This is a genomic window from Microbacterium meiriae, assembly GCF_032364335.1.
Taxonomy (GTDB): domain Bacteria; phylum Actinomycetota; class Actinomycetes; order Actinomycetales; family Microbacteriaceae; genus Microbacterium; species Microbacterium meiriae.
The window spans coordinates 2,781,456-2,801,384 of sequence record NZ_CP133984.1 but is presented as its reverse complement, the minus strand read 5'-3'; the positions used below and the strand labels follow the sequence as shown (position 1 = coordinate 2,801,384).

The 19,929-nt window shown below is 65.5% G+C and carries 26 protein-coding genes; 13 read left to right on the top strand and 13 right to left on the bottom strand.

The annotated features are described in order from the left end of the window. Window positions 1-261: 261 nt before the first annotated feature. From RI211_RS13635 to RI211_RS13585, 11 genes are all read right to left on the bottom strand, one after another. Window positions 262-903, bottom strand: coding sequence for a hypothetical protein (locus RI211_RS13635; RefSeq protein ID WP_315638427.1), 642 nt, complete (start codon window positions 901-903; stop codon window positions 262-264). Next, window positions 900-3,542 carry a phage tail tape measure protein gene (locus RI211_RS13630; protein ID WP_315714279.1) on the bottom strand — a complete coding sequence of 881 codons (2,643 nt, stop codon included), beginning with the start codon at window positions 3,540-3,542 and terminating at the stop codon, window positions 900-902. The genes RI211_RS13635 and RI211_RS13630 overlap by 4 nt, the downstream gene beginning before the upstream one ends. After that, window positions 3,535-4,005, bottom strand: coding sequence for a hypothetical protein (locus RI211_RS13625; RefSeq protein WP_315638521.1), 471 nt, complete (start codon window positions 4,003-4,005; stop codon window positions 3,535-3,537). Before RI211_RS13625 ends, RI211_RS13630 begins: the two co-directional genes overlap by 8 nt. 123 nt (window positions 4,006-4,128) lie before the next feature. Further along, entirely contained in the window at window positions 4,129-5,112 is a 984-nt protein-coding gene (locus RI211_RS13620) for a hypothetical protein (RefSeq protein ID WP_315638522.1), read from the bottom strand. A 106-nt stretch (window positions 5,113-5,218) separates the two neighbouring features. Then, window positions 5,219-5,356, bottom strand: a complete 138-nt coding sequence (locus RI211_RS13615; RefSeq protein ID WP_315714277.1) for a hypothetical protein — start codon at window positions 5,354-5,356, stop codon at window positions 5,219-5,221. Between the two features lie 330 nt (window positions 5,357-5,686). Next, window positions 5,687-5,986 (bottom strand): hypothetical protein, encoded by a 300-nt coding sequence (locus RI211_RS13610; RefSeq protein WP_315714275.1) that lies wholly within the window; start codon window positions 5,984-5,986, stop codon window positions 5,687-5,689. Then, entirely contained in the window at window positions 5,983-7,083 is a 1,101-nt protein-coding gene (locus tag RI211_RS13605; protein ID WP_315637773.1) for an AAA family ATPase, read from the bottom strand. Before RI211_RS13605 ends, RI211_RS13610 begins: the two co-directional genes overlap by 4 nt. Next, window positions 7,080-7,511 carry a hypothetical protein gene (locus RI211_RS13600; protein ID WP_315637774.1) on the bottom strand — a complete coding sequence of 144 codons (432 nt, stop codon included), beginning with the start codon at window positions 7,509-7,511 and terminating at the stop codon, window positions 7,080-7,082. The genes RI211_RS13605 and RI211_RS13600 overlap by 4 nt, the downstream gene beginning before the upstream one ends. A 247-nt stretch (window positions 7,512-7,758) precedes the next feature. Continuing rightward, window positions 7,759-8,250, bottom strand: coding sequence for a hypothetical protein (locus tag RI211_RS13595; protein ID WP_315637775.1), 492 nt, complete (start codon window positions 8,248-8,250; stop codon window positions 7,759-7,761). After that, the gene (locus tag RI211_RS13590) at window positions 8,247-8,591 is read right to left on the bottom strand and encodes a hypothetical protein (protein ID WP_315637776.1); all 345 of its coding nucleotides are present in this window, start codon (window positions 8,589-8,591) and stop codon (window positions 8,247-8,249) included. Before RI211_RS13590 ends, RI211_RS13595 begins: the two co-directional genes overlap by 4 nt. Continuing rightward, window positions 8,588-8,785, bottom strand: coding sequence for a helix-turn-helix domain-containing protein (locus RI211_RS13585; protein ID WP_315637777.1), 198 nt, complete (start codon window positions 8,783-8,785; stop codon window positions 8,588-8,590). Before RI211_RS13585 ends, RI211_RS13590 begins: the two co-directional genes overlap by 4 nt. A gap of 96 nt (window positions 8,786-8,881) precedes the next feature. Between RI211_RS13585 and RI211_RS13580 the strand changes: the two genes are divergently transcribed. The 3 genes from RI211_RS13580 to RI211_RS13570 all read left to right on the top strand — a co-directional run bounded on the left by RI211_RS13580 (window position 8,882) and on the right by RI211_RS13570 (window position 10,743). Continuing rightward, on the top strand, window positions 8,882-9,364 hold the full coding sequence (locus tag RI211_RS13580) for a helix-turn-helix domain-containing protein (RefSeq protein WP_315637778.1): 483 nt from the start codon (window positions 8,882-8,884) through the stop codon (window positions 9,362-9,364). Continuing rightward, on the top strand, window positions 9,339-10,400 hold the full coding sequence (locus RI211_RS13575; RefSeq protein WP_315637779.1) for a tyrosine-type recombinase/integrase: 1,062 nt from the start codon (window positions 9,339-9,341) through the stop codon (window positions 10,398-10,400). The genes RI211_RS13580 and RI211_RS13575 overlap by 26 nt, the downstream gene beginning before the upstream one ends. Before the next feature lie 121 nt (window positions 10,401-10,521). Beyond that, window positions 10,522-10,743, top strand: coding sequence for a hypothetical protein (locus tag RI211_RS13570; RefSeq protein ID WP_315637780.1), 222 nt, complete (start codon window positions 10,522-10,524; stop codon window positions 10,741-10,743). Window positions 10,744-10,803: 60 nt separating this feature from the next. On the opposite strand, the gene RI211_RS13565 is transcribed toward RI211_RS13570, so the two are convergent. Beyond that, window positions 10,804-11,292: a YajQ family cyclic di-GMP-binding protein gene (locus tag RI211_RS13565; RefSeq protein WP_187662263.1), complete on the bottom strand. Its 489-nt coding sequence runs from the start codon at window positions 11,290-11,292 to the stop codon at window positions 10,804-10,806. Window positions 11,293-11,313: 21 nt separating this feature from the next. Between RI211_RS13565 and RI211_RS13560 the strand changes: the two genes are divergently transcribed. Continuing rightward, a complete protein-coding gene (locus RI211_RS13560) occupies window positions 11,314-11,766 on the top strand; it encodes an NUDIX domain-containing protein (protein WP_315637781.1) in 453 nt (150 codons plus the stop codon). A 30-nt stretch (window positions 11,767-11,796) separates the two neighbouring features. Here RI211_RS13560 and RI211_RS13555 read toward each other — a convergent pair whose 3' ends face one another. Beyond that, window positions 11,797-12,219, bottom strand: coding sequence for a hypothetical protein (locus tag RI211_RS13555; RefSeq protein WP_315637782.1), 423 nt, complete (start codon window positions 12,217-12,219; stop codon window positions 11,797-11,799). 234 nt (window positions 12,220-12,453) lie between these two features. Between RI211_RS13555 and RI211_RS13550 the strand changes: the two genes are divergently transcribed. The 9 genes from RI211_RS13550 (at window position 12,454) to RI211_RS13510 (ending at window position 19,923) form a co-directional block, all read left to right on the top strand. Further along, window positions 12,454-13,665, top strand: coding sequence for a sugar ABC transporter substrate-binding protein (locus tag RI211_RS13550; RefSeq protein ID WP_315637783.1), 1,212 nt, complete (start codon window positions 12,454-12,456; stop codon window positions 13,663-13,665). Window positions 13,666-13,737: 72 nt separating this feature from the next. Further along, window positions 13,738-15,342 (top strand): maltose ABC transporter permease MalF, encoded by a 1,605-nt coding sequence (malF, locus tag RI211_RS13545; protein WP_315637784.1) that lies wholly within the window; start codon window positions 13,738-13,740, stop codon window positions 15,340-15,342. Window position 15,343: 1 nt separating this feature from the next. Continuing rightward, a complete protein-coding gene (locus RI211_RS13540) occupies window positions 15,344-16,252 on the top strand; it encodes a sugar ABC transporter permease (protein WP_315637785.1) in 909 nt (302 codons plus the stop codon). Between the two features lie 48 nt (window positions 16,253-16,300). Then, window positions 16,301-16,627, top strand: a complete 327-nt coding sequence (locus RI211_RS13535; RefSeq protein WP_168429038.1) for a PadR family transcriptional regulator — start codon at window positions 16,301-16,303, stop codon at window positions 16,625-16,627. 2 nt (window positions 16,628-16,629) lie between these two features. Further along, window positions 16,630-17,280 carry an HAAS signaling domain-containing protein gene (locus RI211_RS13530; protein WP_315637786.1) on the top strand — a complete coding sequence of 217 codons (651 nt, stop codon included), beginning with the start codon at window positions 16,630-16,632 and terminating at the stop codon, window positions 17,278-17,280. Between the two features lie 64 nt (window positions 17,281-17,344). Then, entirely contained in the window at window positions 17,345-17,497 is a 153-nt protein-coding gene (locus tag RI211_RS13525; RefSeq protein ID WP_177173821.1) for a hypothetical protein, read from the top strand. 113 nt (window positions 17,498-17,610) lie between these two features. Beyond that, a complete protein-coding gene (locus tag RI211_RS13520; protein ID WP_315637787.1) occupies window positions 17,611-18,726 on the top strand; it encodes an acyltransferase family protein in 1,116 nt (371 codons plus the stop codon). 71 nt (window positions 18,727-18,797) lie between these two features. Next, entirely contained in the window at window positions 18,798-19,226 is a 429-nt protein-coding gene (locus RI211_RS13515; protein WP_259954480.1) for a DUF6121 family protein, read from the top strand. A 49-nt stretch (window positions 19,227-19,275) separates the two neighbouring features. After that, a complete protein-coding gene (locus tag RI211_RS13510) occupies window positions 19,276-19,923 on the top strand; it encodes a hypothetical protein (protein WP_062765222.1) in 648 nt (215 codons plus the stop codon). The last annotated feature ends 6 nt before the right edge of the window (window positions 19,924-19,929 follow it).

Genomic DNA, 19,929 nt, shown 5'->3' with positions numbered 1-19,929 from the left:
GCTTTCGAGGTAACCGCGCTGTTCACGAACACGCTCGTTGCATCGCCGAGCATCGCGGCTTCGGCAGGGACGTCGTACGCGGAGAACGACTGGCTGAGCGTCTGCACCACAGGTTCGGGCAGGCGGTAGTCCGAGTCATCCACTGCTACAAGTCGATTGACCATATGTAGGTACTCCAATCATGAGTCTGTCGGAAGAGATGAGAAGGGCCCGTGTCACCGACAACTGACACGGGCCCGAGGCAGCTACTGAGAGGGGGAGCTAAAAAAGACTCGGCAAGCTCTCGTCGTAGTCATCGAATCGATGCCACACCGAGGTCAGAATCTGCCCGTTCTCGATGCGGGTGGCGTGAAGCTCGCCGCCAATGCGAACGAACGGCAGGCCCTCGGAGCGAAGCTGAGCCTGCTCTTCTCGGATCTTGCACGCGAGCTCTACCAGGTCCTCCGCCGAGACCGGGTAGTCGGGCGTGAACCGCTGAGCGCCTGGACGATACGCGAAGTTCCCGACTACTCCCGGTTTCGAAGCGAAGTCCGCACCGTCACGGGACGTGTACGTGTACGACGCGGGCCGGTCTGATCCCGTGGGGAAGCCGAACAAGTACACGGTTGTGATGTCGTCGTCGGGGCGCAGCTTCTCGAGCTCGTCTCGGATGTGCCGCAGCATAAGCGGCGCAACCTCATTCACGTCTTCGATATCTCGAAGCGCCTCCTCCTGCTGGACGAGTGAGAACAGGCCAAGGCCGATCTCGGCCGTGCCAGTGAGAGCCATCGCCATGTTCCGTTCTGGCATGAGCCAGACCTTGGACTGGTAACAGACCGGTGTGACCCGATCAGCCTCAGTAACCAGCGTGTCGGACACGATCAGCGCGTGATCATCGCGCACCTCGTACATCAGAAGACTCATGCCCACCGCCCCTTCGACGTTCTCACGTACTCCGCAGGAATCGCCATCGACGTCTCGACACTATCCGCGGCAGCAACGAGGCTCCCCACGGTCGGAGAAGTTCGCCGGCCAGCGAGCGTTGCCCGCCATTCTTCGATTGCCGAGTGTCCGCCCGCAGCGTCAACTTCGTCAGCCGGGATGACGTGCTCGCCGGGAGCCAGCAGGCGGAGCTCGGAGTCCTTGCCCTTAGGCCCACGACCACGAACAGGGCCACCTGTCGACATCCCAGGCGCCACAGTCTTGCTCCCGACACGGAACGACTGACCGCCCTCCGCGTCCACGAACACCTTCACGCGCCGACCGTTGTTCAACGTTACGAACCGGTCGATCTGATTCTGCGCTGACGCGGTTTCAACGAGCATGTCGACGGTCTTCTTATTCGGCATCTGGAAGATCCGATCCGCCAACACCTTCACCTCGCCGGCGTTGTAGCCAGCAGCGACCGCAGCGTCGATGAATGCCTGACGCTGCTGAGCCAACGTCGAGTTCCACTTCTTCGCAGCCTCGTCCGCGCTCATGGTCGCTAGATCCTGCTCGAACTGAGCTTGAGCCGCAGTCTGAGCAGCAGCAGCAACCTCCGAAAGAGCCGCCGCGTTCGCAGACCCCGCCGCGGTGCTCTCGTCGAGCGAGTTGCCGTTCTTCGCGACAACATCAGACAAACCCGCCAAGGCATCCTGATACCGCGCGTTCGCGGTGATCGCATCCTGCGCGACCCCGTTAGCGGCGTTGATCTTGTCGATCAGGCCAGTGAGCTGCGAGTTGAGATCCTGCACGGCATCGGCCTGCGCGACGTACGAATCGGTGGCACTCTCAGACTGAGAGGTGGAGGTCGAAGTGGCTTCCTCCTCCTGGCCCTTCAGCTTGATCGCGTCGTCGATCGCACCATTCTGCTTCTGAATCCCGCCGATCATCGCCTCCAGCGCCGCACGGGTCTCATACGCGTTCATCCCGGTCTCCTCCTGGATGCGGTTGAACGCCTCCTGGTCGCCGTTCAGAGCGTCGTAATAGGTGCTGAGCTCGTCGATTGCATCCGCGTTCTTCAACGCCGCATCCGTGACCACATCAGCCCCCACCCCCAGCTTCTCCGCCGCGTCGAACGCCGACTGCCAATTGAACGTCAGCAGCTCACCGCCCTTCTGCAACTCTTCGATCGCCGTGGAACGTGCAGCATCAGACAGCTTGTTCGTGCCGTCCTCAATCGAGTCCGCGTACGCCTGCGCTCGCGCCTGCGCCTTCTGGTGCTGGGAAGCAAGTTCACCGACGATGAGGAACAACCCACCGAGAGCGAGACCCGCGGCGCCGGCCGTCAGCCCGATGCCCTTCATCGTCCAGGTGGACGCCTCCACCGTCGCCTTGAACTCCAACCACTTCGGAACCGCCAGGAAAGCCGCACCGCCCGTGAGAGCCACCGCAGCCGCAGCGCCACCTAGAGCCATTGCCGACGCCTGTACCGGCGCCGGAAGATCGTTGTACATGCCGATCAGGCCCGTGAGTGCCTGCACCATCGTCCGCAGAGTGTCATTCGCCGTCGAGCCTGTATCGATCAGAGCCGTCTCAAAAGCGCCCCCGAGGGCTTCCACATCGCCCTTGAGGTTATCGAGCCGCATAGCCGCCGTGGAGGCCGCGTAGCCCTGGTCATTGACCTCATCAGTCCACTTCTCGATGCCCTCCGCGCCCTGCTGGTAGAGGACCGTTGCGGCACGCACAGCATCAGCACCGAAGATCGTCTTGAGAGTCGCGTTCTGCTGCTCCGTCGACAACCCAGACAGGCCTTCCTTGAGCCGGCCCGCGTACTCGGACAGGCCGACGAAGTTCCCCTGAGCGTCGTACGCCTGCAAGTTGTACTTCTCCATCAACGTTGCCGCCTGCGCGGACGTCGGATTCAAAGCCTGCAACATCGTCTTGAACGACGTACCAGCGTCCGAACCGAGAAGGCCCGCGGAAGCGAACGCCGCCAGACCCGCAGTCGTCTCCTCAATCGACAGACCCGTCTGCTTCGCGACAAGCGCCGATTGATTCAATGCCTGCGACAAGTCAGACACGTCACCCATCGCCTTGCCAGCACCAGCAGCAAGCAGGTCCGCGACGTGAGCCATGTCCGAACCCTCAAGGTTGAACTGCTGCAACGACGTGGCCGCGATCCCCGCAGCCGTCGCAACATCCAGGCCACCAGCAGCCGCGAGATCCAGAGCACCTGCCAGGCCGCCACCGAGGATGTCCTTCGTCGAAACGCCCGCCTTCGCAAGCTCCTCGATCGCCTGCGCAGACTCCGTAGCGGAGAACACCGTCGACTCGCCCGCATCCAGAGCCGCCTGACGCAACAAGCCCATGTTCGCGGCAGTCTCGTGAGTAGCCGCCTGCACGTTCGACATCTGAGCATCGAAGTCCATGCTCGCTTTCGTCGCCGCAGCAAGCCCAGCCGTCAGCAGGGCGCCCATCGTCAGCCCGGTCGCTCCAAGCTGCTGAAACGCCTGCTTTTTCTGCGCCAGCTTCTCCGCCTCCGTGCCAACTGTCGCGGTCGCATTTGCCGCGTCACGCATCGACTTTTCATAGTCCGCGACCACCGCGGAAAGTCGAACCTTCACCGCCCGTTCAGCCATCAACGGCCTCCTTCTCCCCACGAGCCAGCAGCTGTTCACGCCGCTGGTTCGGCTCCCACACATTCAGAGCCCACACCGCCATCCGGAACTCCTTCTGATCTTCCGGAGGCATCTGCGGGTACAGCTCCGGCCACACGTAGACCGCCTGCTTCTCCCGCGCCCGGAACAAGTCGTCCTCCTCGCCATCAACGACGAGCGTCACCCCCGGGTAGTTCCTCGCAACGGCGTCCAGGTTGAACCACAACGGCATATCCACCGCCACACCCGGCCGCGGCGGAAACCGGTCAGCGAGCTCACTGAACTCACTCGGGTGCATGAACGGCACCCGGAAGGTCGCGAGCTTGTCACCGAACACGGTCTCCACCTCAACCGGCCCAACCTTCTCGTAGTACGCCTCAGCCTCAGCCACCAGCTCCTCGGCCATACGCTTCTGTTTCTCAATCAGCGTCTTCAAATCCGTCATCGGAAGTCCTTTCAGTCCTAAAAAAAACGGGACAGCCGCGCACGCAGAATGTGAGCGGCTATCCCCGGCGACCGGCAGAGAGGGGGTAGGAGTCACCCCCACCCCCTCTGTGCCGGCTCAGGGTCAGTTCTGGAACGCGCGTGCTACTGCCGCCTCGACGAGAGCGCCGTCGTTGGCGTTCCTCGGGGTGATGCGCTCTGGTGCTGCTTGTGCGCGGGAGTCCACTCCGAACCGCTTGGGTACGTGCGGGGATGGTGCGGGGATGTCACCTTCGATGAGTTCCGCGTTGTCGTTGTGCACCATCTGCGCGAGGACACCGAGTGCGTGTGTGCGGGTGGTGAGCACAGTCCCTGCGTTGTGTCCGCCGAGGTCCCTCAGCAGACGGATGGCTGTGATGCTTCCGAGTGCGCGACCACGCGTGTCGAAGCTCGGAAGGTTGGCTGGGTCGATGGCCATGTGAGCGCTGTCGCTGTGCTTCTGCGTTGTGTGGCGGATGTGGCCGGCGACGGATCCGATCGTGGAGACGCGGCCACCGCCGATCGTGATCGTTGTTCCGGTCGGGCCTGCCGACTGGATGTGAACCTCGTCGCCGTTGACGGTGAGCCCGGTGTCCGGGATGCCGAGTTCCCGGAGTCGGGTGACCCAGCCGCTGATAGCGCTGTTGCGGGTTTCGTTGGCGGTGGTGATGTCGGCGAGTGCCTGTCGGAGTCTGCTGATGGCCTCTTCGATGGGCGAGGTTGTGAGGGCCGGGTCGTCGAGGAGTTCAGCGATCGCGTCGGCGATGGTGTTCCTGTCGGCGAGGTTGTTGAGTTCGGCTTCGGCGGCGTGACGGGCTGCGTCTACTCGCATGGTGGCGAGGTTGAGGCGGTCGGTGTGTGCTGCAAGTGTTTCGGCGCCGAGGTTGCCGGCGAGGGCGGAGGCCTTCAGCGTGTCGGTCTGCGCGGTGAGGTTCTCGAGTTCGGCTTCGGCGGCTTCGAGTGCTTCTGTGCGAGGGGATCGCAGGTCGATGGTGTGCTTCTGAATCTTCGTCATCTTGTGTGTCCTGTTCATTCGTTGTGTTCCGGGCACTCGTTCGTCCATTGCCCGGACTTGTTCGTGGATGTCCATCCGTCTGCGTGTGCTTCTCGGATGAGTTCGTGGTGTGGGAGCCGTTCTGCCGTTGCGAATACGGCGTCACATCCGGCTTCGTCGCAGAGGACTGCGGCCCGGATGGTCACTGGGTTTCCTTTGGGGCGTAGAGGCCTGGTGCGACCTTCTGCATGTCCTCGGGTGTGTACAGTCCCGGTTCGGTCTTGTTGAGGCCGGCAGGGTCTCTGAGCCCGGTTGTGGGGGTGTCCTCGTCGGTGTCCATTGGTTTCTCCTTTCGAAGCGCGGTGGTCCAGTCACGCGTCGGCTGCCTGTGGCCTGAGGCTTCGAGTTGTGAGTAGTAGCGGCTCAGTTCGCGGGCGAATGCGAGTGGGTCGTCCCATGCGTTGCTTAGTGCTCGGAAGTTGAGTGGCTTCGGGGCTGCTGCGCCCATCTGTGTTCCCTTCTCATTTGGCTGTTCGTTGCACGTGTGGTTGCACGAGGCAGTGGTCGTCGTGGCGGAGTTGACGTACCCACGCGCCGGACCCGGTCCGGATCCATCGCACCCACGGAAGGCAGGTGTCACACGTGGCAGTAGTGATGACGTCGGGACGGATCATGTGCGTCGCCGCCGCCGGGGTCGTCTGCGGTTCATCCCGTGAATGCGGTCGATCTCGTCCCGCACGAAGGCTTCTCGATCCCTGGTTGTCCAGAGTTGTGTCAGGGTAGGCGAGTTGATGAACGTGAGCGTCGGCCGTGCACCGTTTCTCGGGTGTGCGAACGCGATCCACTCTGCGACGGTGAGGTCGCGGAGAGCGTCGAGTTGCGCGGGGGTGGCAGTCTCGCTGACTGGTCGGTCGATGATGACCTTGGTGAAGTTGCGTCGTTCTCGGATGAACTGGATTCGAGCGGTCATGCTGGCGCCGCCGTTCCGTCGCATCCGGTTCGGGAGCATCTGGCTCCGATCGTCACACCGTGCGCGCAGTAGGTGTCATAAACCACTGTTGCGAGTGTTATTTGTGTGTCGTCGGTTAGTGCTGACGCAACAGTCGTAACACTTGCAACAGGCGTATATAGGCCTCGTTTGGCCTTCTCGACTCGACCGGCAGCAAACGCTCGAGATAGGTAAGTCCTCGCCGTCGGGGTGGGGATCTGCAGGCTCTGAGCGACATCGGCTGCGAGCACTCCATCCGGGTGCCCGTTGACGAACTCGACGACCTCGGCAGAGAGTTCGCCCAGGTTTTCCGTCATCCGGTCCTGAGCTAGCGCAACAGCCGCCTGTGTTAGTTCGCCCCCGACGAGCACCCAGCGCACGCCATCGCGGTTGACTGCGTACTCGCCCTCGACTGCATCCCGTGACGTGACTGAGAGGCTGCCGCGGTCGGTGTTGCGGTCGCGGCGCAGCACGAGGATGGAGTCGGCGGAGCCGGCGAGGCCTTGGGTTCCCGACACCGAGTCGAGAAAGTCGTCACCTGCTGCCTTCCTTGTGTGATGGACGACGATTACCGATCCGCCGCTGACGCTGTCGGCTACTGCCTTGAGCCCACCGCCGACTCTGTAATCCCTCTGGTAGTCGCTCTCACCAGCGTTTGCCGGGGGAGCGACTTTGCCGAGGGTGTCGACGATTACGACGGGCGCTTGGTCGCGGTGTTCATCCATGAAAGCGGTGGCTTGGTCGAGTACTTCTCCGGGCGGAACCTCGGTCTGGAAGTACAGCGTTTCCGGTGCCTCTGTCACGTCGAGGTGACGCAGTCGCGCCTGTAGGCGTCGTGGCGTGTCCTCGAGCGCCAGGTAGAGCACGGGCCGAGCCCGGTCGACGGGTACAGCACCGAGGGCGGTGCCGCTGGTGGCCAACTGGTAGGCGAGATCGAGGACAAGCCTTGACTTTCCGACCTTGGGTGGCGCCGCGAGGATCGTGAGACCCTCGGGGATGATGCCGGGGATCACATACTGGATGGGGGCGAAGCGTCGTCCCATCAGATCGGACATAGAGATTCGACCTGCACCGCTCATGCGACCTCCTTTCGCTTGAATTGAGTTGTCGGAAGCTGGATGGGCTCCCGAAGGTTGTCGAGGCTGGCGAGGTAGATGCGCCAGGTTTCGTCCAGCACGTCGTCCACGTCGGGGCGGTTAGCGAGATCCGCGGCCTGTTCGAGTCGGTCGAGGAGGTACTGCTGTCGGTCCTTCGCGCCGAACGACACGAGCCACAATCGGTCCGCGTCCAACTTGAGAGCGGCCACCTCTTCGTCTCGTGATCGCCGGCCCTGCTCGAATGCGACCGTCCACAAGGTGTTGATCGCATCGGGAAGCTGCCAAAGCCGGAGGGAGCCGTCTGCAAGCCCCCATGCCCATGCGTCGATCGCCCGAGATGCCTCGGCACTAATTCGGATAGGAGAAAAGCCCTCGCCTGTCGGCTCGGGTCTAGCGTTTTCTGTTGTCACTTCTCTTCCCCAGGGTTAGGTGGGAATGGAACGGTGCCCCTCATCGCTGGGGACGAGGGGCACCGGATTAGGGCACGAGGCGGTCTGTCAGGCAGCAGCGTTCCGCATCCAGCCCTGGCCAAGGAGCGCTTCGGCTGCCTCTCGGACGGAAGGAGAGCCGCCGACATGTTGTGCGATCGCGTCCGCGAGTTCGTCGCGCAGCCTGAGCCACTCAGCTAGAGACCGCGGCAACCGAACCGGCAGGCCATCAGATGTCCAGCCTCTGCAACTCGGCGTCGACCTGAGCGGGCCGCCGCAACAACTTCGGCTCTGCTCGCAATAACAACGCGGCGGCCACGAGGTCTTCTGCCACATCCATCGCCCAACGCGCGACGTCCGGGTCTTGGTCGGCGCGCAGCTCCTCACGGATATAGATGTTCGGCACCCCGTTGTCGTAGAGCTCGACGCGGCCGTCCGGGTGGAGGCGTCCCCCGCCGTAAAGCTCGACATCCCGGATGGTCCGAGAGAAGGAGAAGACAGTCCCCTCCACCTCGTCTTCGATGTCCAGGAACTCGAGCTCCTCGGTCCACGAGGGCGCCGCGGCTGACACCTCGGGGTGAGCACGCAGGTAGGTTGCCGAGTACTCGTCCCAGCCGGGATCGCGGCGGGTCGGGGGTGGAGTTGCCGATGTACTCTCCGCCCCCGCTGCCAACAAGGTGCGGTTGGCGCGCGCATCTGCGATACTGGTGTTACCAGTCATTTTCGGTTCCCTTCGATGTGACTTCGACCGTCGCCCTGTTGCCGCAGGACGGCGGTTTTCCTTTTGGGTCGGCTAGTGCCGGATCGGTAGGACTCGCGTTCTACCTCGATCAGATTGGCTATGTGTTCGTCGATGGTTTGGCGGGCCTTCTCGGGACCGAAGATCCGCAAGGCATCTCGGGCGAGCCGAGCCATTTGGCCGGTTGAGGTGCCGATGCACACCAACAAGCCGCTGTCATTGACGAATGACATTCCGTGACGTTCTAGTTCGTTCATCGCGTAGACGATGAGCCTGTCAACGTCGCGCGGGTCCAACTTCGCCCGCTTGGCGGTATGGGTCATCCTGCGTCCGTGAACCCCGCTTCGATGAACTCGTTGAGGTCCGAGCGGCGGACAAGTCGACGACCGGCGATCTTGCCGGACTTGATCTGGTTCGTGTGGATGAGCCATCGAACCGACGCGGGCGTGCGTCGGGTCAGTTCGGCGACCTCCTCGACCGTGAGCAGTTCAGGCTCCGGCAGTGCGGTGAGGGTCATGCGTTCTCCTTCCATCAAAATTGTGGCGTGCAAACAGTATTGCATACTCTCCAACGATTCTGCAACACCCCCACACTTGTGTGGGAGACTCGATATGTGGAACACACTGAAGAAGCCGCTTTCGCCCAAGCCGTCCAGAGACTGCGGGAAGACCGCGGTTGGAGTCAGGGCGAGCTGGCGCGCCGAATGGTCGCCGCCGGGTGGCCCAGCTACTCACAGATGACCGTGAGCCGAACCGAGAAGCTTGAACGTCCGATCCGTCTGAACGAAGCCCTCGCTCTCGCCCGGGTCTTCAATGTGACCTTGCCTCTGATGATCAGCGGTGGCGATGGCGGGCCCGAAGCCCTCGCTGCGCTCCGAGATGTGAGAGGTCAACTGCTTGCCGCCAACAGGAGTTTCAAGATTGGCGCAGAGTCGGCGGACGAGGTCCTCAGCAGTGTTCGCCGAATGCGGGAAGACGGCCGAATTCCGCCGGACTCCCCATATGCGGAGTGGATCGCGGAGTTGGAGGGCGATATCTACGACCTTCTAGACGGTGGAGATGGGACTAGGCGTGTCGAGCATCAAGCAGAGGCCTAACGGGGTCTGGCGCGCGCGCTACCGCGATCAGAATGGCAAGGAGCACTCAGCGCATCGGAAGACGAAGCGCGAGGCTCAGAGGTGGCTAGACGAGCAGACGGCCGCAGTGGTGACGGGGCAGTGGGCGGATCCGGCTGCCGGCCGCGTCTCGTGGGATGAATGGGTGTCGTCGTGGATGGCGATGCAGGTGTGGGCGCCGGGAACCCATAGCGCGGCGCTGACGGCGGTGGAGTCAGTACCGTGGCGTCGCCGCTCTATCCGCGATATCAAGCAGGCCGATGTCCAGGGCTGGGTGACTGTCGAGCGGGATCGGGGGTTGGCCGCTTCGACGATCCGCACCCGACTGAACTACGTGCAGATGGCGTTCCGGGCGGCGGTCGACAATCAGGTGATCGCACGAAACCCTGCATTGCGAGTTAAGACGCCACGGAAGCAAAAGGCCGAGACGGCTATCAAGATCCTGACTCCAGATCAGGTGGCGGCAGCACTCGAGGCGGCGGGGGAGTTCCGCCTGTTCGTTGCAGTGTGCGCTTTCGCGGGCTTGCGGTTGGGTGAGGCCGCGGGGCTACAGGCGGGCGATATCGACGTCGACCGGGGAACGATCGCGGTTCGTCGGCAGGTGCAGGGCACCTCTGTTCCATCCACCAAGGTGGCGCCACCGAAGGCGGGTTCGGAGCGCGATGTGTTCGTGCCGCGGGAGCTCGTCGAGATGCTGGCACGCGAGACACGCGTCTCATCTGATGCGTTCCTGTTCCGAACCCCGCGCGGGCACCTGTACAACCGGAACAACGCTGGACATGAGTGGCGCAAGGTCCGTAAAGCTCTTGGCCTCGACGAAGGGATCACGCTGCACGCACTCCGCCACACGTTCGCGTCTAACCTGATCGCGTCGGGCTGTGACGTGGTGACGGTGCAGCGGGCATTGGGGCATGCGCAACCGTCGATCACGTTGGATGTCTACAGTCACTTGTGGCCGTCTGCGGAGGACAAGACGCGCTCCGCGACGGCCATGTTTATGGCTCAGGTCTTCGGTTAGAGTCCTCCAGCTAAGTGTTGTGCTGTAGCATTTGGTTCAGCACAACACTTAGGAGTGGCGAATGTCTCGAGGCCCCGGGGTCTGGCAGCGCAGAATCCTTGATCTAGTAGCGGATGGGGGGGTGGTGCAGCTCACGCATGCCGGTCAGTCGCATGCAGAGCAGAACGCGATCCGTCGTGCCGCACGCACTCTTGAGGCTGCGGGAAAGATCAGAGTCACCTCGCTAGTCATTGATCGAGTGCCCCGCCTGGTGGCCGGTTCGATCGACGCCGAACTGCCGGCGCCGTTCGTCGTCACCGGAATGGACGGCAAGCAATACATGATGCCGAATAGGGCGGAGTGATCGAGGAAATGCGGACTAGATGCGGACCTAGATCCAAAAATCCCTGGTCAGAGCGGGTGCTTACCGGTAGTTGATGAACTGCAGATCGATGTCGAGGTCGCTGCCCTTGAGGAGCGCGATCACGGACTGAAGGTCGTCGCGGCTCTTGGACTGCACGCGCAGCTCGTCGCCCTGGATCTGGCTCTTCACGCCCTTGGGGCCCTCATCGCGGATGATCTTGCCGATCTTCTTCGCGTTCTCGGACGAGATGCCGTCCTTCAGGCTCGACAGGATGCGGAACTCCTTGCCGCTGGCGAAGGGCTCGCCCGAGTCGAGGCTCTTCAGCGAGATGCCGCGCTTGATGAGCTTGGACTGGAAAACGTCGAGGACGGCGTTCGCGCGCTCCTCCGTGTTCGCGGTGATGAGGATCTGCTCGCCGCTCCAGGCGATCGAAGCGCCGGTCCCCTTGAAGTCGTAGCGCTGCTCCACCTCTTTGCGCGCCTGGTTCAGGGCGTTCTCGGCCTCCTGGCGATCCACTTTCGAGACGATGTCAAAGGAACTGTCAGCCATGACTCAACTGTATCCGCGGGTGTGCGGAAAGTCCCGTGGGCGAGGCACGACTTCCTCCTTCTGCCCGGCGTCACCGCCGTCATCCGCGATGGCGAGCAGTTCCTGCTGGCCCGGCACGCGCACTCCGGCACGTGGAGTCTGCTCGGGGGCGGGATCGAGCCCGGCGAAGATCCTGCGGACGCGGTCGCCCGTGAAGTCCTCGAGGAGACGGGAGCGCGTCTTCGAATCACGGGGTTGATCGGCGCATACGGTGGCGACCCGATGGCGGTGACCTACCCGAACGGCGACCAGGTCGGCTACGTCACGGTCGCCTACGAGTGCGAACTGCTCAGCGATCCGGCACCGGACATGGACGAGATCGTCGAACTGGGCTGGTTCTCTCGAGAGGTCATCGCAGCATTGCCGCGGCGTGGCTGGATCGACCGAGTCATCGGCGATGCGCCGCATCGCGGTGTCGAGGCCGGCGCGCGCTGACCCTCCGGTACCCGCCCGGGCCGGGGCCCGCTAGCTTCCGGTCGCCGTGTAGACGTTGTCGGACACCCGAGTCATCCCGTCTGGAGCAGGCGCATCGTCGGGGACCACGGTGAACGTGCCCGTGACGCCTCCGATCGAGAAAGGGGCCCCGTTCCCACCGCACCCGATCACCCACGTGTCAGCGTCGACGTAGGCGAGGAGACACGCTGCGGCATCGTCACGAGCGCGAGCGAGCCACAGGGACGTCCCGTTGCCTTCTCCGACGAACCGGGCTGTCGCCTGGTCCACGTCGTCCCACGCGTAGCCGGGCAGATCGGCAGGAACCTCGTCCCGTGCCTCGGCTTCGCGATCGAGCACGGAGTATGCGCCTCCCGCAGCCGTGCACCCGCTGAGTGCGACCGCGGACAGGACGACGGCGAGGGCGGCAGCAGACGGTCGAACGTGGAATCCCATCCGGCGATGCTCTCGCAGATGAGCCCCTTGCGGAACCCCGCAGACTCTGCCGCGGAGCCTCGAAAGGTCTGACCTCTGGCCGATATGGAAGCGTTTTCATAACGCGTGCCTCGCGTCGGGCCGATCACAGGTTGATATCAGCGCGTTCGCGGATTGTGATCGCCTCTCGAAACGATGCATACTGTAAGCGCTTGCAGTCTTGCAGGCGCTCAGCACTGAGAGAGGCACACACCAATGAAGGTGAAAAAGAGGGGCATGGTCGCCACGGGCGCCATCGCCATCGTTTCGGCTCTGACGCTCGCCGGCTGCTCGACCGGCTCCGGCGGCGACGACTCTTCCTCCGGTGGAGACAGCGGCGGCACGCTGACCGTCTGGGTCGACGCCGAGCGGGTCGACGCGCTGCAGGGCGCGGCGGACGCGTACCAGGAGAAGACCGGTGTCACGGTCAAGCTGGTGGGGAAGTCCGTCGACGACATGAAGGACGACTTCATCCAGCAGGTCCCGACCGGCAAGGGCCCCGACGTGGTCATGGGCGCTCACGACTGGCTCGGCGAGCTCTCGACCAACGGTGTCGTCGCGCCGATCGAGCTCGGCGACAGCTCGGAGGACTACCTCCCCGTCGCCCTCCAGGCGGCGACCTACGAGGGCACCGTCTACATGCTTCCGTACGCCGTCGAGAACATCGCCGTGCTGCGCAACGCCGACCTCGTCCCCGAGCCCGCGACGAGCTTCGACGACATGGTCTCGAAGGGCACGTTCGTCGTGGAGCAGGGCGCCGAGGGCAACCCGTACCACCTGTACCCGTTCCAGACCGCCTTCGATGCACCGGTCTTCGGCACCGACGACAGCGGCAGCTACGACCCCACCGACCTGCAGCTCGGCAGCGAGGGCGGCTTCGCCTTCGCCGACTGGCTGGGTGCGCAGGGCGCCGCAGGCACGCTGAACACCGACATCGACGGCGAGATCGCCAAGCAGCAGTTCCTCGACGGCACCGCCGCCTTGTGGCTGACCGGTCCGTGGAACGTGGGCGCGGCCACCGATGCGGGCATCAACGTCGAGATCGACCCGATCCCGAGCCCGACGGGCGAGACGGCCTCGCCGTTCGCCGGCGTCAAGGGCTTCTTCGTGAGCGCCGAGTCGAAGAACAAGGTCGCCGCGAACGACTTCCTCGTCAACTACCTCGGCACGGAGGACGTGCAGCTGGAGCTGTTCAGGGCCGGCAACGTCCTCCCGGCCCTCACGGCTGCCGCCGACACCGCGGCGTCCGACCCGATCATCGCCGGCTTCCAGGCCGTCGGTGCCGACGCGGTCCCCATGCCGGCGATCCCCGCCATGGGTGCGGTCTGGCAGTTCTGGGGTGTGGCCGAGGCCGCCATCATCAACGGCGAGGACCCGCAGGCGACGTGGCAGAAGCTCGTCGATGACGTGACCGCCGCGATCGAGTAACGGCTGACCAGATGACGACCCTGCCGGGGCGGGCCGCCCAGCCCGCCCCGGCAGGACCATGACGAGGACGACATGACAGACACCGAAGAGCGCACCGCGCCCCCCACGCCTCGGCAGCGCCAGGCGGCGAAGATCGCCGAGGCGGCCTCCCGACCCCTCGGATGGATGCTGCTCAAGATCCTGTTGCTGGCGATCGTGGACGCGATCGCCGTCTACGCCGTGTTCGTGCTGCTCGTGCAGCGGGAGTGGCTCGTGCTCGGCCTCGTCGTCGCGGTGACGGTCGTCGTCAACTACATCTACTTCTCCCGCAAGCGCATCGCGGCGAAGTACCTCACCCCCGGCATCATCTTCCTGGTCCTGTTCCAGGTCTTCACGCTCCTCTACACGGGCTACATCGGCTTCACGAACTACGGCACCGGCCACAACGGGAGCAAGGAGCAGGCGATCTCGTCGCTGCTCGCCTCCGCGCAGGAGCGCGTCGAGGACTCTCCGACCTATCCCGTCACGGTGGTCGAGCAGTTCGGCACCTACGGCCTCCTCGTCACGGATCCTGAGGACGGCGACGCCCTCCTCGGTACCGCGGAGCAGCCCCTCACCGAGGTCGATGCGGAGTTCGAAGGCGGCAAGGCCGTCGCCGTGGACGGGTGGACCACGCTTCCGCTCGCCACCGTCTTCACGCTGTCGGAGGAGCTGGAGCAGCTCTCGGTCCCGTTCAGCGACGACCCCAATGAGGGCAGCCTCCGCGCCCCCGACGGGCAGAACGGCTACCTGTATGTCTCGACGCTGGCATATGACGCCGATGCCGACACGATCACGGACACCGCGACCGGCACGGTCTACAGCGACACGGGCGACGGCGCGTTCACCGCGGCGGACGGCGAGCAGCTGCTACCCGGCTGGCAGACCACGGTCGGCGTCGACAACTTCGTCCGCGCGGTGACCGACGAGTCCATCCGCGGTCCGCTCATCTCCGTCACCATCTGGACGTTCGTCTTCGCGCTCGTCTCGGTCGCGACGACCTTCTTCCTCGGACTGCTGCTCGCGCTCGTCTTCAACAACACCCGGATGCGCTTCCGCAACGGCTACCGGATCATCCTCATCCTCCCGTACGCCTTCCCCGCGTTCCTCTCCGCGCTCGTCTGGGCCGGGATGATGAACGAGAGCTTCGGGTTCATCAACCAGGTGCTGTTCGGCGGCGCGGCCATCCCGTGGCTCACCGACCCGGTGCTGGCGAAGGTCTCCGTGCTGCTGGTGAACCTCTGGCTCGGCTTCCCGTACATGTTCCTCGTCTGCATGGGGGCGCTGCAGGGCATCCCGGAGGACGTCAACGAGGCCGCCGTGATGGACGGCGCGAACCCGTGGCAGGTCTTCCGCCGGATCAAGCTGCCGCTGCTGCTGGTGACCGTCGCGCCGCTGCTGATCTCGTCGTTCGCGTTCAACTTCAACAACTTCAACCTGATCTACATGCTCACCAAGGGCGGCCCGCGCTTCAGCGATGTGTCGATCCCCGTGGGCCACACCGACATCCTGATCTCGATGGTCTACAAGGTGGCCTTCACCGGACAGACCCGTGATTACGGACTCGCCTCCGCCTTCACGATCCTGATCTTCGTCGTGGTCGCGACGATCTCGATCATCAGCTTCCGCAAGACCAAGGCCCTCGAGGAGCTGAACTGACATGAGCACCGTCCGCAGCACCGCCACCGCCCGCCGCACCGCCCCGCCGCGTCGCTCGTTCGGCGCCTGGTTCGCCGACACCGGATGGCGCCACCTCGTCGCCATCGTGGTGAGCGCCTTCGCCCTCTTCCCGCTCCTGTACGTCGTGTCGGCGTCGCTCAACCCGCAGGGCACGCTCACCGGGTCGAACCAGCTCTTCTCGGCCATCGGGATCGACAGCTACGGGCGCATCCTCAGCGACCCGCAGAACCCGTATGGAACGTGGTTCCTGAACACCCTGCTCATCGCGGTCGTGACGGGCGCGGTCACTGTCTTCATCGGAGCCTGTGCGGCATATGCGTTCTCCCGCATGCGCTTCGCCGGGCGCCGCGTGGGACTGGTCACCATCGTCGTGGTGCAGATGTTCCCGCAGCTGCTCGCGGTCGTCGCGATCTTCCTGCTGATGTCGACGCTGGGGGACTGGTTCCCGGCGATCGGCCTGAACACGCATACGGGGCTGATCCTGGTGTACCTCGGCGGCGCGCTGGGCGTGAACACCTACCTCATGTACGGGTTCTTCAACACGATCCCGAAGGAGATCGACGAGGCCGCCCGCATCGACGGCGCGGGGCACGCGCGGATCTTCTTCACGATCATCCTGCGCCTGGTCGCCCCGATCCTCGCGGTCGTCGGTCTGCTCTCCTTCATCGGCACGGTGAACGAGTACGTGATCGCCAGCGTCATGCTGGTCGACGTGGATCAGCAGACCCTCGTCGTCGGTCTGACCAAGCTGGTGGCGAACCCCCGCTACGCCGACTGGTCGGCCTTCTCCGCCGGTGCGGTCATGGCGGCGATACCGGTGATGGTGCTGTTCCTCTTCCTGCAGAAGTACATCGTGGGCGGTCTGACCGCGGGGGCGACCAAGGGCTGATCTCGCACCGTTCGGTGCTAGCGTGCGTCACATGCTACCTTGTGAGGCATGACAGCTGACGTCGGGGCGCAGATGCGCAAAGGAGTGGTCGAGTACTGCGTGCTCGGCTTGCTCTCGCGTGAGCCCATGTACGGCTGGCAGCTGTCGGAGGCACTCACCGGAGCCGGGCTGATCGCCAGCATCGGCACGCTCTACCCGCTGCTCGGGCGCTTGCGGGACAACGGCTGGGTGACGACGTTCGACCGGCCGTCCGAGAGCGGTCCGGCGCGCAAGTACTACCGGCTCACGGATGCCGGTATCGATCAGCTCGCGCGCTTCCGGGCGCAGTGGGCGCCGTTCGCCCGTGCCGTCACGGGCATGGTGGGGGAAGGATGACCATGACCGAGAAGACCGCAGCCGAGCTGCGTGACGACTACCTGGCCCGGCTCGACGAGGCGATGCGCGGACTTCCGCACGGTGTCGCCTCCGACATCCGTGGCGGGATCGCGGAGGAGCTCGACGGGCTCGACGCGGCAGCGACCGCGGAGCGGATCGACCGCCTGGGAGATCCGAGGGGGATCGCCCGCGAGGCGGAGGACGAGGTGCCGACGGCGCCGCCCCTCGTGCTCCCCGCGCCCGCCCCCGCGCCCTCGGCTCCGCGCACGCCGACGACCGCGACGCGGGGTTTCGCGATCGCGGCCGCGCTCACCCTGAGCTTCGGCGGAATCGTGGTGCCGGTCATCGGCTGGTTCGTGGGCGCGGTGCTCGTGAGCCTCAGTCCGCTGTGGCGCACGTGGGAGAAGGCCGTCGCGATCCTGGTGCCCTTCGTCGCCACCGGGCTGTCCTTCCTGATCGCCTCAACGATGACCGGATTCTCCACCGGGTCGGCGTCCGGCAGCTCGAGCGACGGCGACGTGATGTCGGAGGTGGTGAACCCGCTCGTCCCCGCTTTCGGCGAATGCCACCTCCTCCTCCTGCTGGGCGGACTGCTGGTACCGATCTCGGGACTCTGGCTGCTGTGGCGGATGCGCGGCCGCGGCACCCGCTGAGCGACACCACCTCGACGCGGCGTTGCTCCGCACCCGCGCGGGGGCTGGGGCCTACGGTGGGACCATGGCGCGAGTGGGGGGACGAAACCTCGGGATGAGCTGGTTCGCCGGCATCGTGTGCGCAGGGATCGTCGCCGGACTCGTCTGGCTCTCATTGCCGATGGTGCCGATCCTCGCGCAGTTCGCCGGGGACGCCCTCCGCAACACCTTCCCGTGAATCGCGCAGACCCGCGGAAGCACGCGTATGGCGACACGTCGGCACGCCTAAGGAAGCGTCGGGAGCCGCGGCGGTAATCTCGCACTGCACATCCCCGATGAGAGGCGCACCCCATGAGTGATCCCGAGGCTCGTCAGCCCGAGAAGTCGAACGACGTCGACGACGTCGTCGGCAGCGCGAACGCCGGTCTCGACGCCGCGGCGGCGGCCCGCGGAGATGTCCCCGGCCACGCCGACGACGCACGTGCGGATGACTCCCGCGCCGCAGACACCACCGCGGCCTCCTCCGAGCCTGCGGCCGACCAGGCCGCGACGCGTCAGGAGCCCGCCATCGATCCCGATCTCGCCGCGTTCGAGGCCGCCGAGCGGGACCACCCCGGTACTTTCAGCTCCGCCGCCCCGGCGCCCCCGCGCACCGACGGCGACCGCTTCGACGCCGATGGCCGTGAGGCGGGCCTCCGCGACGCCGACCGCCGCGATGCCACCCCGGAGACCTCGCTGTACGCGACGCCGGAGACCTCGCTGTACTCCACGCCGAGCACTCCCGCGCACGAGGAGTCGGCCATGGCCGGCGCAGCCTACGCGTCGCACGCCGACGACACCGACACCAGGATCGTGCCGTCCGAGCCGCTCACGAACGGCGCGGCCGCCGCCCCGCAGCAGCCGCAGCCGATCTTCGTGCAGGCACCGGAGCCGCCGCGCGAGCGCGGCAACCGGGGCACCGCCGGCGCGATCGGCCTGCTCGCCACCGTCGCCTTCGCGCTGCTCTACCTCGCCACCACGCTCGGCCTCGGCGCCCTCGCCGGCGACGTGAACGGGGAGAACATCGGCGAGGCGCTCGTCGCCCCGCTGCTCACCTGGGGGTTCTGGACCCCGGTGGTCGTGTTCTTCCTCGGCTTCTGGCTCCTCGGAGCCATCATCAACCGCGGCCGCTGGGGCCTGTGGGTGGTGTTCGGCATCGTTGTCGGGCTCATCGCCTACGCCGGGCACATCCTGGGTCAGCTCTTCGAGGCGCCCTTCTGGAAGCTCACCGCATCGCAGGGTCTCGAAGTCGCGGGGGAGCAGCTGTTGGCCCCGCTCGCCATCGCGGCCTTCGTCTTCGCCCGCGAGCTCACCATCTGGTTCGGCGCCTGGGTGGCCCGCAGCGGTGCCCGCAAGACCGAGCTGAACGAGGAGGCGCAGCGCGAGTACGAGCGCACCCTCGAGGCCGGTCCCACCCTGTCGAGGTAATCACGAACACCACTACACCGAACCCCCGCGGGCCCGAGTCCGCGGGGGTTTCGGCTGTCCTCGCGGCGGTGATGGCCACCATCGCCTTCTTCGCCCTCGCCGTCTTCGGTCTCGGTGCGCTGAGCGTCGCCACCGACCGGGACATCATCGGCGTTCCGGGTCTTGGCCAGGTGCCCGGAGTGTCGGGCATGGTCGCGGCCGTGGTGGTCTTCGCGCTCGTCCTCTGGGCGACGGTGCGACGAGGGCATGCCTCCTTCGGCTCTGCTCCGGTGATCGCCCTGCTCACGGCGCTGGTGCACCTGATCACCGTCTGGATCGCCGTGCTCGTCGCGACGAGCGATGTGGTCGTGGCCACGGCCGTCGCCGGCGACCTCGTCCGCGGTGGCGCGAGCATCGTGCTCCTCGCCGCGGCGGCGGTGGCGGCGTGGGGCGGCATCGCCCTCCGCCGGACGAGGTCGGCGCAGCCGCGATGGCCGTGGGAGCGCGACGAGGAGGAGTGACACCCCGCAAATCCGCACGGTGAGCGGCGACGCGCCGTACGCTGGTGGGGTGGAGCGCTCATTGGAGACGCAGGTCGACCAGGCCGTCGAGGCCTGGTTGCGCTGGGTGCCGCGCTGGGAGCCGGCGACGCACCGCGGCCGCACGGCGCCGTGCCGGCGCTGCCTCGGCTCGCCCATCCTCGCCGCCGCAGGCATCGCGGGCACCACACCGCATGGCGTCCAGCACGGCCTGTCGACGCGCATCAAGACGATCGTCGACCACGCGGTCGCGGAGTACACCGCGCGCAACCTGCCGACCCTGCAGCGTGAACTCGATCAGCAGGCCGCGCGCAACCGGGCTCGCAGCTACCGGCCGACGGAGGACCTCGATCCCGAGTTCGAGGGCATGCCGCTGGATCCGGAGCCGGTGCCGGGCGCCCCCTTCCTCTTCACGATCGCCGGTCTCGCCGACGATTCGGCCGCCGAGTTGCCGCCCCTGCCCCCGCTGTCGGACGAGGCCAAGACCGCTCTGCGACAGGAAGTCGCCTTGGCGGACGAATACGCGAACCTCGTCGGGCGCGAGATCTGCGGGATCCTGCTCCGACACCGGATCACGATCCAGGCGGCGGTGTCGCGACACGTCGAGCCGCAGATCGAAGCGCTCCTGGCCGAGCTCACGGAGTCGCTGGACTCGCCGTTCGACCCCGACATCCCCTGACTTCGG